At 70.5% G+C, this 15,576-nt stretch carries 12 protein-coding genes and 5 pseudogenes; 6 read left to right on the top strand and 11 right to left on the bottom strand.

The window, feature by feature from the left end; genetic code table 11:
- Positions 1-16 precede the first annotated feature (16 nt).
- Positions 17-982, top strand: a complete 966-nt coding sequence (locus F1615_RS25700) for an NAD(P)-dependent alcohol dehydrogenase (RefSeq protein WP_149551449.1) — start codon at positions 17-19, stop codon at positions 980-982.
- A 21-nt stretch (positions 983-1,003) separates the two neighbouring features.
- Here the strand turns inward: F1615_RS25700 and F1615_RS25695 are convergent.
- The 7 genes and pseudogenes from F1615_RS25695 to F1615_RS25665 all read right to left on the bottom strand — a co-directional run bounded on the left by F1615_RS25695 (position 1,004) and on the right by F1615_RS25665 (position 7,513).
- Positions 1,004-1,877, bottom strand: a pseudogene (locus tag F1615_RS25695) (IS5 family transposase).
- 457 nt (positions 1,878-2,334) lie between these two features.
- Positions 2,335-2,697 carry a hypothetical protein gene (locus F1615_RS25690; RefSeq protein ID WP_149551448.1) on the bottom strand — a complete coding sequence of 121 codons (363 nt, stop codon included), beginning with the start codon at positions 2,695-2,697 and terminating at the stop codon, positions 2,335-2,337.
- 62 nt (positions 2,698-2,759) lie between these two features.
- Positions 2,760-3,035 (bottom strand): annotated as a pseudogene (locus F1615_RS25685) (transposase); the annotation flags it as partial.
- Between the two features lie 250 nt (positions 3,036-3,285).
- Positions 3,286-3,822: pseudogene (locus F1615_RS25680) on the bottom strand (LacI family DNA-binding transcriptional regulator); the annotation flags it as partial.
- Between the two features lie 188 nt (positions 3,823-4,010).
- Entirely contained in the window at positions 4,011-5,318 is a 1,308-nt protein-coding gene (locus F1615_RS25675) for a cytochrome P450 family protein (protein ID WP_244328842.1), read from the bottom strand.
- An 81-nt stretch (positions 5,319-5,399) separates the two neighbouring features.
- Positions 5,400-5,582, bottom strand: a complete 183-nt coding sequence (locus tag F1615_RS25670; RefSeq protein WP_037934591.1) for a hypothetical protein — start codon at positions 5,580-5,582, stop codon at positions 5,400-5,402.
- On the bottom strand, positions 5,579-7,513 hold the full coding sequence (locus F1615_RS25665; RefSeq protein WP_149551447.1) for a prolyl oligopeptidase family serine peptidase: 1,935 nt from the start codon (positions 7,511-7,513) through the stop codon (positions 5,579-5,581). Before F1615_RS25665 ends, F1615_RS25670 begins: the two co-directional genes overlap by 4 nt.
- Before the next feature lie 225 nt (positions 7,514-7,738).
- Here F1615_RS25665 and F1615_RS25660 point away from each other — a divergent pair, with 225 nt between their 5' ends.
- From F1615_RS25660 to F1615_RS35710, 4 genes are all read left to right on the top strand, one after another.
- Entirely contained in the window at positions 7,739-9,016 is a 1,278-nt protein-coding gene (locus tag F1615_RS25660; RefSeq protein ID WP_149551446.1) for an MFS transporter, read from the top strand.
- A 23-nt stretch (positions 9,017-9,039) separates the two neighbouring features.
- On the top strand, positions 9,040-9,627 hold the full coding sequence (locus tag F1615_RS25655) for a hypothetical protein (protein WP_149551445.1): 588 nt from the start codon (positions 9,040-9,042) through the stop codon (positions 9,625-9,627).
- Entirely contained in the window at positions 9,596-10,741 is a 1,146-nt protein-coding gene (locus tag F1615_RS25650; protein WP_167533854.1) for a hypothetical protein, read from the top strand. The genes F1615_RS25655 and F1615_RS25650 overlap by 32 nt, the downstream gene beginning before the upstream one ends.
- Positions 10,742-11,034: 293 nt before the next feature.
- Entirely contained in the window at positions 11,035-11,199 is a 165-nt protein-coding gene (locus F1615_RS35710) for a hypothetical protein (RefSeq protein ID WP_167533852.1), read from the top strand.
- Between the two features lie 13 nt (positions 11,200-11,212).
- On the opposite strand, the gene F1615_RS25640 is transcribed toward F1615_RS35710, so the two are convergent.
- Positions 11,213-11,668 carry a hypothetical protein gene (locus F1615_RS25640; protein WP_149551442.1) on the bottom strand — a complete coding sequence of 152 codons (456 nt, stop codon included), beginning with the start codon at positions 11,666-11,668 and terminating at the stop codon, positions 11,213-11,215.
- A gap of 281 nt (positions 11,669-11,949) precedes the next feature.
- Here F1615_RS25640 and F1615_RS25635 point away from each other — a divergent pair, with 281 nt between their 5' ends.
- Entirely contained in the window at positions 11,950-12,183 is a 234-nt protein-coding gene (locus tag F1615_RS25635; RefSeq protein ID WP_425385657.1) for a hypothetical protein, read from the top strand.
- 243 nt (positions 12,184-12,426) lie between these two features.
- Here the strand turns inward: F1615_RS25635 and F1615_RS25625 are convergent, their stop codons facing one another.
- The 3 genes and pseudogenes from F1615_RS25625 to F1615_RS25615 form a co-directional block, all read right to left on the bottom strand.
- On the bottom strand, positions 12,427-13,332 hold the full coding sequence (locus tag F1615_RS25625; protein ID WP_149551440.1) for an alpha/beta fold hydrolase: 906 nt from the start codon (positions 13,330-13,332) through the stop codon (positions 12,427-12,429).
- A gap of 68 nt (positions 13,333-13,400) precedes the next feature.
- Positions 13,401-14,294, bottom strand: a pseudogene (locus tag F1615_RS25620) (IS110 family transposase); the annotation flags it as partial.
- 385 nt (positions 14,295-14,679) lie between these two features.
- Positions 14,680-15,488 (bottom strand): annotated as a pseudogene (locus F1615_RS25615) (IS5 family transposase).
- Positions 15,489-15,576: the final 88 nt, after the last annotated feature.

Genomic DNA, 15,576 nt, shown 5'->3' with positions numbered 1-15,576 from the left:
AGGTGAGAACGCAACGATGGACGACCGCACGATGAAAGCCGTACTGTTCGACCGCTTCGGCGGCCCCGAGGTGCTGTATGTGGGCCGGGTGCCACGTCCCGGACCGGCACCCGGCGAGGTCCTCGTGCGCGTGCGCGCGTTCAGCGTGAACGGCGGCGAACTGGCGGCCCGTTCCGGTCGGGCCCGCCTCGTCACCGGCCGGAAGTTCCCGCAGCGCATCGGGCTGGACTTCACTGGCGAGATCGCCGCACTCGGCACCGGCGCGACCGGCGTAGCGGTCGGCGACCAGGTGTGGGGCGTCCTGGGCCGCAGCTCCGGATTCGGCAGCGCCGCCGAGTACGTGACGGTACGGCCCGAGCGGCTCGGCCGGGTCCCGGACGGACTGGACCTCGTGGCCGCTGCCGCGCTGCCGGTGGCCACCACGGCCGTCACGGCCCTCCGCGACAAGGCCGCACTGCGCCCCGGCGAACGGCTGCTTGTACGGGGCGCGGCGGGCGGCGTCGGCAACGCCGCCGTCCAGCTGGGACAGGCGTACGGTGCCGAGGTCACGGCCCTGGCCCGCGCTGCCAACCTCGACTTCGTCCGTACGCTCGGTGCCCACCATGCCGTCGACCACCGGACCGTGTCCCCTGCGGAACTGGGACTGTTCGACGTGGTCCTCGACACGGCGGGCACCGACCTGCGTACCGTACGGCGGATGCTGAAGCCGGGCGGACGCATGGTCACCATCGCCTTCGACCTGACGCGGCCCGCCGCCTCGCTGGGCTACATCGCGGCCAGCGCCGTCCACGGACGCGGCCGGGTGCGCTTCTTCAGCGGCAACCCCGAACGTGCGCTCTTCGACGACCTCGCCCGCCAGGTGACAGAGGGGAAGCTGCGGCCGGCGGTGGACACGGTCTTCCCGCTGAAAGAGACAGCGGCCGCACACCGGGCGCTGGAGGCGGGCGGTGTGCGGGGCAAGTACGTGGTCAGGGTCGACTAGGGTTTGTTGGGAAGGTGCTGGTCACAGCCACTCGTTGAGGACTGCAACCAACACGGTCGCCTCGTAGCGGACGGCGAGCTTGTCGTATCTCGTGGCCACGGCCCGGTGGCACTTGAGGCGGTTGATCCCGCACTCGACGGCATGCCGCTCGCGGTAGTCGGTTTTGTCGAACTTCGGCGGCCGACCGCCTCGGGCACCGAGCTTCTGGCGGTTGCGGACGCGGTCGGCGGGGACCGGGATGGTCGCCTTGATCCCGCGTCTGCGCAGGTAGGCCCGGTTGCGGCGGGAGTCGTACGCTTTGTCGGCCCGCACCCGGTCCGGCCGCCTGCGGGGCCTGCCCGGACCAAGGCGAGGTACCCGGATGGCTTCCAGGACCGGCTCGAATTGCGGCGAGTCACCCCCCTGGCCGGCTGTGATCACGACGCTCAGCGGCTTCTGCCCCTGCTCGACGGCAAGGTGGATCTTGGTGGTCAGGCCGCCTCGGGAACCTCCGAGACCATGGTCGGCCGGCTCAACGGCAATGCCGCCGGGCGGTTCCTTTTGCAGATCCCCTTTTTCGAGGCCCCGGCGGCGTGCTGGTGGGCCCGGCAGACGGTGGAGTCGATATTCACGTCCCAGGTGATCAGGTCCTTCGCGTCCGCCTGAGCTTGGAGCTGAGTGACGAACCTGGCCAGGTGCCATCGCGCTGCCAGCGCCGGAACAGGTCGTAGACCCGCTCCCAGGGCCCGTAGCGTTCCGGCACATCACGCCAGGGAGCACCGGTACGGGTCCGCCACCGAATGCCGTCTATCAGCTGCCGTCGCGTCCACACCGGCGGACGGCCCGGCTTGATGCCCTGCGGCAACAACGGCTCAAGCCGGGCCCATTGTCCATTCGTCAGATCACCACGCCCCACAGGGCGTGATCATCCACGACCAAGATCCACTTTCGCAGCAGACCCTAGCCGAGCCGGTTCTGCTGGGGTTCGCTGTCATTGCCATCCGCGGCAGGGTGAAACGGTAGCCGGCCACCACGATGGATGCTTGACACCCCTGACAAATGGCAATGGCCACTCCCGTTGGCGTACAACACGGTGCCGTCGCGCCGGACGACGGTGGCGCGGTCGGCGAGTTGCTCCGTCTCGATGACGGCTGTTCCCAAGCTTCGTATCCGGTTCCCGAGGCCGGCAGAGCGCTGTAGTCACCTCAGAACTCTGCGGCTCGGTGTGGTTCCGCCCGTGCTGAATCAGAGAGTCCCCGACCCGGGGCGCCTCACCTCCGCGGCTCCAGTTACTGCACTTGAACTCGTGATGTCGGTCGACTCGTGGTGGCGGCGTCAGGGTCCGAGACCGCCGGCTGTTACCGGGATCGGGTTCAGAACGATGGCTGCAGCCAGCGCCGCGCCGCGGCGAGATTCACCTCAACGTCATCGCTCCAAGAGCAGACCTCCAGCCATGAGAGGTAGCCGCCTTGCGCGAAGACCAGGACCTCGCCAGGGCACTCGCCGGTTTTGGTGAACAGCTGTACGTCGGCGGCCACGACGGTGCCGGGGCCCGTTGGCGCGGGCTCCACCGCGTCGGCGTCAAGGTCGAAGTAGGCAGTGCCGCACCCGCACTTGCAGCGGGAGTGCACCCTCAGTTGGGGCGCCTGTCGTCGGAGGGCGACGTGAATGGGCTCGTCCGAGTTCAGGACGAGGTCAAGCACGTCGGCTACGTCCTCGGCCAGGCTGTCAGTCATGCCGCCACGTTAGCTGACCAGCAGCTTTGGGCTTCGACAAATTTCGAGTCCGGCGACCGACCTCACAGGTCCAGGTCGGTGCCGGCGAGGCAGCCGTCGATGGCCTCCGGCCGATACTGCAGCAGCAGATTGCGCTTCACGGCGCGGGTGATCTGGCCTAGGTCGGCCGCAGCAAGGTTGCCGATGTCACGCTTGACCAGCGACCAGACACCCTCGGTCGGATTGAGGTCCGGGGCATAGGTGGGTAGCTGGAACACGGTGAGCCACTCGGCGTTCGCGTCGACGAACTCACGCATGCCGGCCGTCAGGTGCAGGCGGACGTTGTCCCAGACCAGCACGCTAGCTGTCTCTCAACCTGGGCCCGTTCTGAGGACTGAGAGCTATCCGCGGGCGTGTCAGGGTCTTCTGGCGGATGGCAGTTGAGGAAGGCCGCCGCATGGGACGTGAGACACCGACAACAGGCCCGTGCCCGGCCCACAGGGCGAGTTGGATCGGGTTGGTGGTGGTGCGCACTCCCAGCGAGTTGAGCGTCCCCGGCTTTCGAGCCACGTCGGTGCTCGCCACCATGCTCACCCAGCCCGGGCTTGGCGACGCCCGGGCACCGCCCGCGTTGTCCGCGTCGACGTAGGTGACCTGCTCCTCGCCCGAGCGGCGGCCGAGCAGCACCGTGGGCAGCCCGGCGTCGGCGAGCATGTCGGGCAGCGGGTCCTCGGCGTGCACGGACATCAGCGGCACCCTGCCGACCCGGCCGCCGCGCGCGTACCCGACGAACCTGATCCGCTCGGCGTCCGAGCGGACCAGGGTGAGCAGCAGCTGTACCGAGGTGTCCGCCAGCGCGTCGCCGACCGCGCGCACCACCTCCGAGAAGAACGGCTCCCCGTACTTGCGCCAGTCCTTCTCGGTGATCGCCAGCGCCACGGCGTCCGCGCGCCGCCCCGCCAGCGAACGGGCCGCCAGGTTGGGCACGTAGCCCAGCTCGGCGATGGCCTGCTGCACGGCACGCCGGGTCGACTCCTTGACACCGGTCGCGTTGTTGATGACGCAGGAGACCGTGCCCCGCCCCACCCCGGCAAGCGCGGCCACTTCCTCCAGCGTCGGCATGGTGCCAGGGCGCCGCTTCACCATATTCACCCCCCAGGGCACCCGATCTTATGGTCCCGGGCGGGCGCCTGATCGGCGGTTCGGCGTCGGTCGGCGCCCCGTTCGACTGCCGTACGTCTGGCGCGGTTCCACCTTGCGCACCCCGTGTCCCGTTCTCCTTGACCGACCGGGCCCAGGCCGCGACGGTGAGGGCGGCAGGGTCAGGGCGGGGGTCAGCGGCGCAGGGTGAGGGGCAGCGCCTCCAAGCCGCGCAGCATCATCGTGTTGCGCCAGCGCAGGTCGCGCTCCTGGCAGGCCAGGGTCGTTCCGGGGAAGCGGGCGAGGAGCGCGGTGAGCGCGATCTCGGTCTCCAGCTTGCCGAGCAGGGCCCCGAGGCAGCGGTGGATGCCACCGCCGAAGGCGAGATGGCCGGCGTCCCGGCGGTCGAGGATGAGGCGGTCGGGGTCCTGGAAGCGCGCCGGGTCGCGGTTGGCCGCGCCGAGGGACAGCAGCACGAACTCGTCCTGCGGGATCTCCACCCCGCCGACGTCCACCGGCTCGGTGGTGAAGCGGGTGGTGGCCATACAGATGGGGGAGTCGTAGCGCAGGAACTCCTCGACGGCCCTGGGCATCCGGGTGAGATCGGCGCGCAGCCAGGCGGCCTGGCCGGGATCGCGCAGCAGCGCGAGGCAGGAGGTGCCCAGCAGGTTCACGGTGGTCTCATGCCCGCCGATCAGCAGCAGGGCGACCATGCCCACGATCTCGTCGTCCGTCAGCTCCCCGCGCTCGCGGGCCGCCAGCAGATCGGTGAGCAGATCGGCGGGACGGTCATTGCGGCGGATGCGCCGGTCGGCGATGGCCAGGACGTACGAGCCCATCTCCTGGACGGCTCGCCGGAACGCCGCGTGGTCGCCCTCCTGGGTGACGATGGCGGTCGACCACTTCCGGTAGAGGTCGCGGTCCTCGGGCGGGAAGCCGAGCAGTTCGCAGACGACGAGGATCGGCAACGGGAAGGCGAAGTCACGTACCAGGTCCACCGTGGCGGTGGTGGTGCGGGTCGTGTGGTGCGCGGCTGCCGCGTCCAGCCCGTCGAGGAGTTCGAGGGTGATGCGCTCGACCATCGGCCGCATCGCCTCGACCCGCTTGCGGCTGAACGCCGCCTGGACCACGCGGCGGAGGCGGGTGTGGTCGGGCGGATCGCTGCTGAGCATATGGGTGATCTCGGTGCCCAGGTTGACGCCCTCGACCCGGCTGTCGGCCAGGGCCTGGGCGCGCCGCACATCCTGCGCGAAGCGGCGGTCGAAGAGGGCGGCCCGGACATCGACGTAGCGCGGGATGATCCACAGCCGCAGGCCGCCGTCGCTGTGCAGCACGGAGACCGGGGCCGATTGCCGCATCCTGGCCAGGGTCGGGTACGGATCGCTGAGGAACGTCGGCGGGTTCCGGCGCGGTTCCATCGTCTCGGGCTTGTCCGGCCGGTGCTTCTCCGGCCGGGGACTGTTCGTCCGGGGTGCTGCCGTCGCTGCCGTAGCTGTGGTCATGATGTTTTCCTGTCCTCACCGGCACGGCCGGCGCCGCGGCGGGGTGCCGGGCGTGGCACCCCGCTACGGCGCTGCTTGGGCTCACTGCAGAGGCGACTTCTTCTCCGTGTTCTTCTTCGTGCGGGTGGTGCAGGTCCGCGCCGGGCCGTTCGGCCGGACCGGGACCGCCTTGTCCAGGGCGGCCTGGGTGTCCGGCGGAATGATGATCCCGCGCTCCCGCTCGGTGGCGCTGATGGGGTCGACGCGCAGTCCGTGACGCTTCATGGGATTGACCTTTCTTCGGTGTGGTGGACGGGGTGGTGCGAGCCGGTCCGCCCGCTGTTGCGGCGGTCGGCGGTTCCGGGGGAGGCGCGCAGCGTGTCGTCGGCGTAGCGCACCATGGCGGCCCAGGCGGCGGCGTGTCCGGCTGGGTCACGGCCCACGTCGTGTCCGCCGCCGAGCCACCGGACGCGATGCGGGACGTCGCGGCGCCGCAGCGCGGCGAGATAGCGCTCGATCTGTTCCGGAGGGCACTTCTCGTCGTCCGCCGAGGCGGCGAGGAAGAGCGGGCCGCGTACGCGGCCCACATAGGTCATCGGGCAGGCCGCGCGATAGCGGTGTGGCACCTGCTCCGGGGTGCCGCCGAAGAGGCGGTCGTCGACCTCCCGCAGCGCTGGCGTCGTCGCCCGGTACGCCGCCGTGTAGTCGGCCACCGGGGCGACGGCCAGCCCCACGTCCCACAGCCGGGGCTGGACGCCCATCGCCAGCAGCGTCAGATAGCCACCCCAGGAGTAACCGCACAGGCCGGTACGGCCCGGCTCCGAGACTCCCGCGTCGATGAGGTGGCCGCGCACCGCGGCGAGGTCTTCGAGCTGGGCGAGGCCGACCCGGTGGCCGAAGTCGTCCCGCCAGCGGGGGCCGTAGCCCGTCGAGCCGCGGTAGTTGGTGCGCACCACGGCGAATCCGGCCCGGACCAGGGCCTCGGTCCGGGCGTCATAGGCGTCCCGGTCGTGGGTGTGGGGCCCGCCGTGGACGAGGAAGACCGTCGGCCAGGGGCGGTGGCCCGCTCTGCGGCCGGGCGGGGTGGCCACAAAGCTGTGGATCTGCCCGTACGGCCGATGTGTCCACAGCTCGCGGCGCCTGGATCCGGTCGTTCCGCCGGGCGCCGTGCCGCGTGACGCCGTCGTGGAGCGGCCGGAGTGGCCGGAGCGGTCGGGACGTTCCGAAGGTTCCGGGTGCTCCGCGCTTTCCGAGCTTTCCGGGCTTTCTGGGTGGCAGATCAGTGGCCGGGGCGGTTCGCCGTCGCGGCTCCACAGGCAGTGGACCGTGCGGTCGGGTGCGCAGGAGAAGTCGATGATCGTGCCCTCGGGCGTGGGAAGCACCGTCGTCGTACCGCGGTCGAGGTCGGCGCGGAGCAGGCGGCTGCGTCCCGCCCGGTCCTGCTGGACCAGCGCCGTGCGGCCGGGCCCGTACCAGCAGGCGGTGATCTCCGTATCGAAGTCGAGGGCGGAGCCGGGACCGTGCGTACGGATCCCCTCGCCCTGCCGCCAGAAGGCCAGGGTGTAGCCGCCCGCGCGTTCGAGGACGAGCAGCAGTTCCGGCCGTGCGGTGGTGAGGTCCGGACGGAAGCCCAGCGCCCACACCGCGCCGCCGTCGCCCGCTGCGCCGGGGATGGCGTCCACGAGGACGCCGGAGGCCGGTGACCACAGCCGGACCGCGGCCGGTCCGGCCGGGCACCCCGCGGTGGCCAGCAGTCGGCCGCCGGGGGCCAGGCCCACCACTGCCGCACAGCCGGGCTCCTCGGCCACCAGGCGGGCGCGCTCGCCCGGTCGGCCGAGGTAGTACCGCGAGCGGTCCGCGACCCCGACGCCGACGGCGGCGAGGCCGCTGCGGGGGTCGAAGGCCAGGCCGTGCATCCGCCCGGCGGGTACGCCGTCGAGCGCCGGGCGCGGGTGCCCGCCCTCGAACGGCCCGCGCAGCCAGCGGCCTTGACCGCCGGGAGCGGCGTCGAACCACCACAGGCCGTGGCCGTCCGGCTCGATGGCGGCGGTCTCCACACCCAGCGGTGCGGTGGTCGCCTGGCGGCGCTGACCCGTCGTCAGATCCCAGGCCACGATCTGCGGGAGACCGTCCACATACCGGGTCTCGACCGCTCGCCGTCCGTCGCGGGCGGCGAAGGACGGGACGTGCGACGCCGTTCCGATACCGCCGCTCATCGCCGTCCCTCCCTTCGTTGGTGTCCGCTGCCGGTGGCCTTGGCTGTGGTGGGCTCCGACGGCCATCACACTGCCGGACGGGCGGGCTGCGTGGCAGGGAAGAAGGCGCAGCGGCACCGACAGTGAGCTACCGCCGGTCCTTCCCTGGCACCGGACGGTGGGCGGGCGACAGGGTGCGGGGGCGACCACATGGCCCGGACCCACCGAGGAGAAAGGGGCGACCCGATGACGATCGCGGCGACCCGGCCCGGCGCAGCCCCCGTCCCACCAGGCGGAGCGCCGAACGGCACAGCGGGTGGCAGGCCGAGCCGTGCGCTGACGGCGGTCTATGTCGCGGGCGCGGTGACGGCGTTGGGCACCCAGATGACCATGCTCGCGCTGCCCTGGCTGGTGCTGGAGACCACCGGCTCGGCCACCCGGGCGGGCCTGGTCTTCGCGGCCCAGGTGCTGCCCATGGCGCTGCTCGGCTTCGCGGGCGGAGAGGTCATCCAGCGCCTGGGCGCCCGCCGGACCATGGTCGTCTCCGATCTCGCCCGCGCTCCGGTGGTGGCGCTGATCCCGCTGCTGCAGACCCTGGGCGTGCTCGATCTGGCCGTCCTCGTGGCGATCGTCGCGGCGCTCGGGGCGCTGGCCGTTCCGTACCACGCGGCACAGCGGGTGCTGGCGATGGAACTGCTGAGCCCGCACGCCCGCTCTCTGGCCCGCGCCAACAGCGCGCTGGAAGGTGTGCAGAACGGCTCGGCGTTCGCCGGACCGGCGCTCGCGGGCGCGCTGATCCCGCTGGTGGGGACCACATCGGTGGTGTGGCTGGACGCGGCCACGTTCGCCTTCTCCGGGTTGCTGCTGCTGCGCCGCGTCCCGGCAGGGGGTGGCGGGGCCGGAGGGTCCGCGGCCGGGCCCCGCGGCCTGTGGGCGGGGGTGCGGCATCTGTGCGGCGACTGGTTCCTGAGCCGGGCGATGCTGTCCACCGTAATGTTCGGGCTGATGCTGCGGACCCTGATGATCACCATGCCGGTGCTGGCGTTCGCCCGGTTCGAGGGGGACGCGAGGGTCGGCGGCCTGCTGATCGCCGCCCTGGGCGCCGGTGGCCTGGTGGGCTCGGTGGCCGCCTATGTGTTGGCGGCACGGGTCGCCCCCGTACGACTCGCCTGTACGGCCCTGGTCTGCGTCGCTCTGCCCCTGTGGACGCTCCTGGTGTCCGTGCCGGCCAGCGTGCTCGTCGTCGCCGTCGGCCTGTCATCGGCCGCCGCGCCCCTGGCGAACGCGCCGCTGATGGGCCTGCTCTCCGCCCGGCTGCCGGACGGCTTCGGGCCCAAGGTGTTGCAGGCCGTGGTCACGATCAGCACCCTGGCCGGGCCGCTGGGCTTCCTGGCCGCGGGCGCCGTGCTGGACCGGGCCGGTGTCGCGGCGACCCTGTGGGGCGTCGCCGCGCTCGCGACGTTCGGCAGCGGCAATCTGATCCTGGCCCTGCGCCGCCTCCAGGCCACCGGGGACCCGGACTGACCTGGTCTTCCGAGAAGACCCCGGTGGACGAGGGTCACGCGGCGGCGGAGTTCACCGGAAGTCCTCCTCGCGGTACTCCGCGTCCGAGCCCGCCGCCGCGGCCCGGCGACTATTCCGGTGGCCGGGAGGAACTGCGCGCGCTGGCGGCGCCGCGCCGGCGCACCGTGGACGAGCCGCTGTTCACCGCCCTGAGGCTGCCGGGGACGTTCCGGCTGCAGTTGTTCACCGCGGCGGGTGCGCGCCCGGTCGCGGTGGCGACGCAGGTCCCCGGGGAGGGGATGGGGCTGATGAACGGGGTAGAGCGGTACGCGGGCGCGGTGTGGGAGCGGCACTGCCCGGACGAGGAGGCGCCGCCGGTGTGGGTGGAGCGGCAGTTGTGGCCGGACGGCGCGCGGCAGGAGAGCCGCTTCCGGCGGGTGGTGTTCGCCGGCGCCGACGGCTACCGCCCGCACGGCCCACGCTGGACGGCGCTCACCCACGAGGAACTGGAGGACCTGGTCGGCGCCGAGGTCGCCACCGACCGCGGCGTCGGCTACGTGCAGCGCCCCGCCGAGCCCGAACCCCGCCTAGGGACGCCCGGTGGTGGTCGAGGATCATGCGGGGATGACTGATCAGGGTCCCGCCGTGATTCCGGCGCTGGTGTTCGATGGAGAGCGCGTACCCGAGCTCGTTGGCGGCTCGGTGACAGCCGGGCGCTTCACGGTGGGGGGCGCCAGTGTCGTCATAGGCCCGGCCGGAATGGTGATCATCGCGGAAGCGAGTGACGCACCCGCCAGAAGCGGTGTGTGGAGCGCTGAGGAGGTCCGCCTGATCGGGCCCGCACCGGCGCCGGTCACAGAGCGACTCATGGGGGCGCCCTGGGGTGCGTACGACAGCTCGTTGCCGATCCACATCGCGGTCCGCCTCGGAGGTGAAGTGTTGTACCTGGGCACCGCCCAGGTGAGCCAGGCTGGCACCTCCGATGGCGTTCTCACCGACTGCGAACTGCGGCTTGAAGCACCCTTGAGCAGAGAACTCCTCAACCGAGTGCGCCCACTACCTTCCCCCGAGCGCTTGCCGGGCCTCGAGTGGCTCAGAAATGTCAACGGTGACCGTGCGGCAGCTCTCGAGCAGTTCGTAACCGGCTGGTACCCCACCGCAGACGCCACCGAATCACCCACCAGCAACTCCGCGTCACGTCTTCCCGCTGGACTGAGACATCTGTATCGGCTCGCCAAGCAGCGGCCGGGTGCCCTCGGAACCCAGAACAGGATCCTGCCCGAGCCAGACCTGCACACCGACCATCTCGGGGAGATGCTCGTCTTCGGCGTCGAGAACCAAGGAGGCTTCCTCTGGTCACTCCTATGGACGCTTGACGAACCTGAGGCCGATCCGACTGTCTGGTTCCGTGAATTCGACGAGGAGCCGATCGCCGAGCAGGAACCGCTCAGCGGCTTCCTGATCCAATTCTCCCTCTTCGAGGCTTCCATCGGCGCCGACTACCTGGCCCTGCCCCGCAGACTCACAGCACCACAGGTCGAGCAACTCACCCAAGCCCTGCACCTTGTGCCCCTGCGCCCCTTCTGGCCCTGGGCACCCACCCACTTCTACGTGACCCCCGGCCTCGTCGTGCATGTCAGCAACGTGGGCGGCGAAGAATTCGATGTCTGGGCCGGCGCCACCCACCGAAACGCCCTGGACCCGCTGGCCGACCTTCCCGTCGACTGGACCCGCTTCGATGGCTGACAGTCACAAGATCAGCGGCAGAGTCATCATCCGGACGGCAAGTTCGCCACCCACGTGCCCGGCCCTCACTGCGTGATGGCAGAGGCCCTCGTGGGGCCCGAGGGCTACTTCGGGCGGGAGTGGCAGCAGGTTCGGATCACAGCCGAGCTGCCCGTCTCGGAATGGGAAGGCCACGACCCCGAGCAACTTACCTCCGAGGAGTTCGAGGAAGTCTGGGGTCCCGCGCGTCGGCAGATCGCATCCCGGCCCAGCTGGCTCTCGGCCCCGCGGAGACCTCTTGGCATCATCGCGACATGACAACGGCCTTTCCCCGCACTGTCCGAGCCGTCGACACAGCTCATCTCCTGGACCTGGCCCAGGAGGCCGCCATGCACAGCTTCAGCCAGCGGCTCGGCACTGACTCCTACCGCCTGGCCACCACCCGCGCCCGCGCCGAACAACAAGCCACGGCCAGCTGACTTCCCGCAGGGCTCAGAGCGCGATCGGTCGGTACTTCAGAGCCTCGTCGACAATCTGCTCCGCAGACGCGCCCCGAAGGTCGTCTGAGGGGTGGAAGACCAGGTCGCTCACCCGGGGGTGCGACACGTTCGCCTCCAGGAGCCGCAGGTAGTAGTCGCTCTCCGGGTCGGCCAGCAGGAGCCTGCGAACGATCTCAACGAGTTCGTCCCGGGTGATGTCCGCAACCACGGGGTGAGCCGGCCGGGCCGCCTCCCGCGCGAACTCCTCCAGGCTCCTGCTTCCGTCGTACTCAGCGAAGTCGAGGGCCTCGTAGTCATGACCGGTCATCGCGTTGAAGGCTGTGATTGCCTCACCCGCTGCCTCCCGGCGGGTTTCCAGCACGTCAGCGATCCGGTCTACCTCGGCGCACAGCTCGTCCAGCCGCTGCCGACTCACGGGCGGGGGCAACAACGACGGTCTCAGGTCCACGGCCGCATTATGTCCGTGCGTGCCGACACGCCCGAGCCAAGCCCTCTGGGCGCTGCCAGTTCTCATCGACATTCCCGGGCGCCTCGATCAAGAACTGCTGCCAGGCCCCGTCGACATTCGCTCTCCGTTCTCACCTACGAAGCCAATCGCTTCTCTTTTCGATGCTTCCGCTGGCTCCGGCGAGCTGTTTCAGCAGCGTAGCCCGGACGTGTGTTTCCTGCTTCGGTTGCCCAGGCGGTGGCCGGTTTCGACGTGGATGCAAGCTCGTCCTGCGCACTGACGTGGACGGCGAGGGCGACGTGGGGTTCGACGTGAGTGTGGTGCCCGCACGACGACGAATGCCCCGGCTGGGCGTGGGTGCCCTCCTACAACGTCACCTGCCTGTTCCTTGCGCTCACGGTGACCTGGACGACGACGAGGACATCGTCTGCACCGTCCATGGCCCGAACCAGGACGACGACCCCGAAGGCCGCACCGACCTCGAGGCACAGGCCCTTGAAGCGATCCACGGCTGACGGACACTCCGTGCTGCCTCGGCCCCGTTCGACGGAGGCCGGGGCGGTCGCGGAGGTCCCTCAACAACGAGGCACCAACACCGAGCAGAGAGAGGAGCTGGACGCCATGCACCTGCGCACTTACGAGACATCTCAGGGGGCCAGAGAGCCAAGCTGCCTGTTCGGTCAGGGGAGTGGCTGTGCCCGAACTCCAGCTCGGTGACATTCCGCGATGAGTAGCGAAGTCGTTGGGTTCGCCGTACCTCACCCCAGCTGTGTCCGCTTGGACACCGCGAGAACGGCCTGTGTCACGGTCTCCGGTCGACTGCGGTGGATGTAGTGTCCCGCGTCGGGCACCACCGAATGCTCGCCGTGTTCCGCTTCAGCAGCGATCTGTGCCTGCAGTGCCGTCCATCGTTCCCGCCACCGCCGGGGCATTCCCTGGGTCGCGCTGAGCACGGTCACGGGCACGCCGGGCAGGCGTGAGGCCGCGCGCAGTCGTCGGAGTGTCGCCGCCTCTCGGGGGATCATCCGGTTCTCGGCCTTCGCGGCGCGTATCTGGTGTTCGTGGGCATAGCAGGCCAGTTCCGCCTCCACCAGCAGGCCTTGGATGCGTGGGTCGTCGGTCACCGCCTCAGCCGCCCGCACAGCCGCTTCGCGCAGGGAGCGTCCGCTGCGGCCCAATGCTCTCCGCACGGCGAACAGGTATGAGAAAGCCTCCTCCAGAATTCGTCCGAGCAGGGGCTCGAACTGCTCATGGGCGGGGTCGACGAGGACCAGCCCCGACACCAATTGCGGGGCGCGCCACGCCACCTGCTGGACGAGCTGGCCTCCCCAGCTATGGCCGACCAGCACGAACGGCTCCCGCCCGATCTCTGTCAGCAACGCTGTCAGGTCCGCCACCGCTGAGCCGGCGGTGAGCCGCGCCGCCGGATCACTCATGCCGAGCCCGGCGCGGTCGTAGGCGATAACGCGTACGTGCCCGGCCAGCGCGGGCATGATCGGCGCCCACGTCAACGCCGGGGTTCCGCTCGCCGCGTCCAGGACCACCGTGGGGCTTCCCGTCCCCGCCTCAACCCATCGCAGGACCCGCCCGCCCCGATCCAGCTCGCCACGCGTCACGCCGCCCGATACCAGCTCGCCCAGGGCCTTCACCACAGCGTCGCTCACGGCTCCCCCTCCCCGTTGGATGCAGCCTCCATGCTGACGGGCGCAGGGTCCGGGCGACAGCCTGCGGGCACAGCTACTGACAGGAATGGCGCGAAGGCGCGCAGTTCGTCGAAATGCTGCCCGGATTGGAGGCAGTGGTGGAGTTGTCCAAGGAAGCGGTTGAGCAGGTGGCGCTGGGCGGCGTTGGGCCAGTCTCCGTGCTCGCGCCGGCGTCGGTAGTGGGCGTTGGCTCCGGGGGAGGCCTGGAGGGCTGAGAAGGACCAGAGGAAGCCGGCGTTCATGAGCCGGTTGTTCTTGACGAAGCGGCGGCCGACGTAGCGTTTCTTACCGGAAGCGCGGGTGATCGGGGCGGACCCGGCGTACGACTTCAGTGCTCTGGCGTCGGAGAAGCGGTTGCGGTCGTCGCCGATCTCGGCGAGTACGCGTGCTCCGAGCAGGGGGCCGAGGCCGGGGAAGCTGAGCAGGATCTCGCTGTCGGCGTGCTGGCGGAAGGCCTCATCGACGGCTGCCGCGAGGTCGTTGGCGGCCTGGCAGGCGGCGTCCAATTGCTTGAGGAGGGCCAGGAGCTGGTGGCCGAAGGCGTCCTCGACGGCTGGGAGCTGGCGAGCGTACTGCATGTCGGTGCGCAGGATGTTCGCCAGGACCAGGGCGTCGCCGGGATCGGACTTCTTGCGGCTGACGCTGTGCCGGTCGCGGTAGCGGGCGGCGGCAAGCGGGTTGATCGCGAAGACCTTGCGGCTGCCGGTGCGTAAGGCCGCCACCAGCAGGCCGTGGCTGGTCTCGATGGCCACCGATATGGGATCGCTGGGGCTGTCGCCGTGTTCGGCCAGGATGTCCAGCAGCTTGCCGTAACCGGCCGCGTCGTCGCTGATGCGGGCTTTGGCGAGCAGAGTGCCGGTGCCGTCGACGAGAGCGATGTCGTGGTGGCGTTCGGCCCAGTCGATGCCGCAGAACACGGTCAAGCTGTCCTCCTAGATCAGTCCGTTTATGCAGTTCACGAGCACATGCGGGTCACGCGGCGCCCGAATCCAAGGACTGGTCGGTCCGCCATCTCAGTAGCCGTTCGTGACACCAGCGCACCCCAGGGACCCCGGTCTGTATGCAGAGCTCGCGGGCTCGCGGATGGAACGAGGGGTTAGCCCTGGGGCGGGCTCGCGCCGTAACGGTCAACGACCGGCCGGGCGTCGGATCACGCAGTCCCGCGGTGGCGCGAAGGCGCCGGGCCGCCGGTCTAACGGGAGGCCTCGCGGGCCAGGCTGACCACAGGCCTTGCCCGGCGCCCACGTCACCGCCACGGGACTCAGGGGGACAGCGGCGCCAGTCTCAGAGCGGGTCTTACTGATCATTTCAGAATGAGGCCCGAAGGCGGCGGAGGCATATGAGGCTGCAGGCTAGGTCGAGCAACCCCTGGTGGAGGTCGGCGCGGCGTTCGTAGCGGGTGCGGAGCCGTTTGAACTGGTGCAGCCAGGCGAACGCGCGCTCGACCACCCAGCGGACCTTGCCCAGTCCGGAGCCGTGGGCGATGCCCCGTCGGGCGATCATGGGTTTGATGCCACGTTTCCACAGCAGGCGACGGTACTTGTCGAAGTCGTAGCCCCGGTCGGCATACAGGCGCCGGGGTTTGCGGCGAGGGCGTCCCCGAGCTCCCCGAATCGGCGGGACCGCGTCGAGCAGGGGCAGGAGTTGGGTGACGTCGTGTCGGTTGCCGCCAGTGAGCGTCACGGCGAGTAGGGTTCCGTGGCGGTCGACGATCAGGTGGTGCTTGGAGCCGGGGCGGGCGCGGTCGACGGGTGAGGGGCCGACGTGGCCCCCCTTTGAGGGCCCGGACGTGCGATCCGCCCACGGAGCAGTCGTCCAGGTCCAGCAGGTCGGCGCGGCGCAGCTCGGTCAGCAGGGCGGCGTGCGGGCAGGGCCAGACGCCGGCCTCGGTCCAGTCCCGCAGCCGACGCCAGGCCGTCACGCCGGAACAGCCCACAGTCTCCGCCGGGACGTCCCGCCAGGCGACACCGGTCCGCAGTACGAACAGGACGCCAGCGAGTGCTGTTCGGTCAGGAACACGCAACCGCCCGGGATGCCGGTGGCGTTGTTCCGGGAGGGGGCGGCAGCAACGGGGCCACCCGATCCCACAGGTCGTCCGGAACAAGATCAGCACGCATCCAGACACCTTGCCGACCGAGATCGTCGAGTACCAGACCCGCGGCATCTCATCGCGACTTACACGCAGAGTCTGGCGTCAGTTCGCCA

The organism is Streptomyces marokkonensis (genome assembly GCF_008312835.1).
Classification (GTDB): Bacteria; Actinomycetota; Actinomycetes; order Streptomycetales; family Streptomycetaceae; genus Streptomyces; species Streptomyces marokkonensis_A.
The sequence above is the reverse complement of the archived record's forward strand: the minus strand, read 5'-3'. Positions and strand labels throughout refer to the sequence as shown.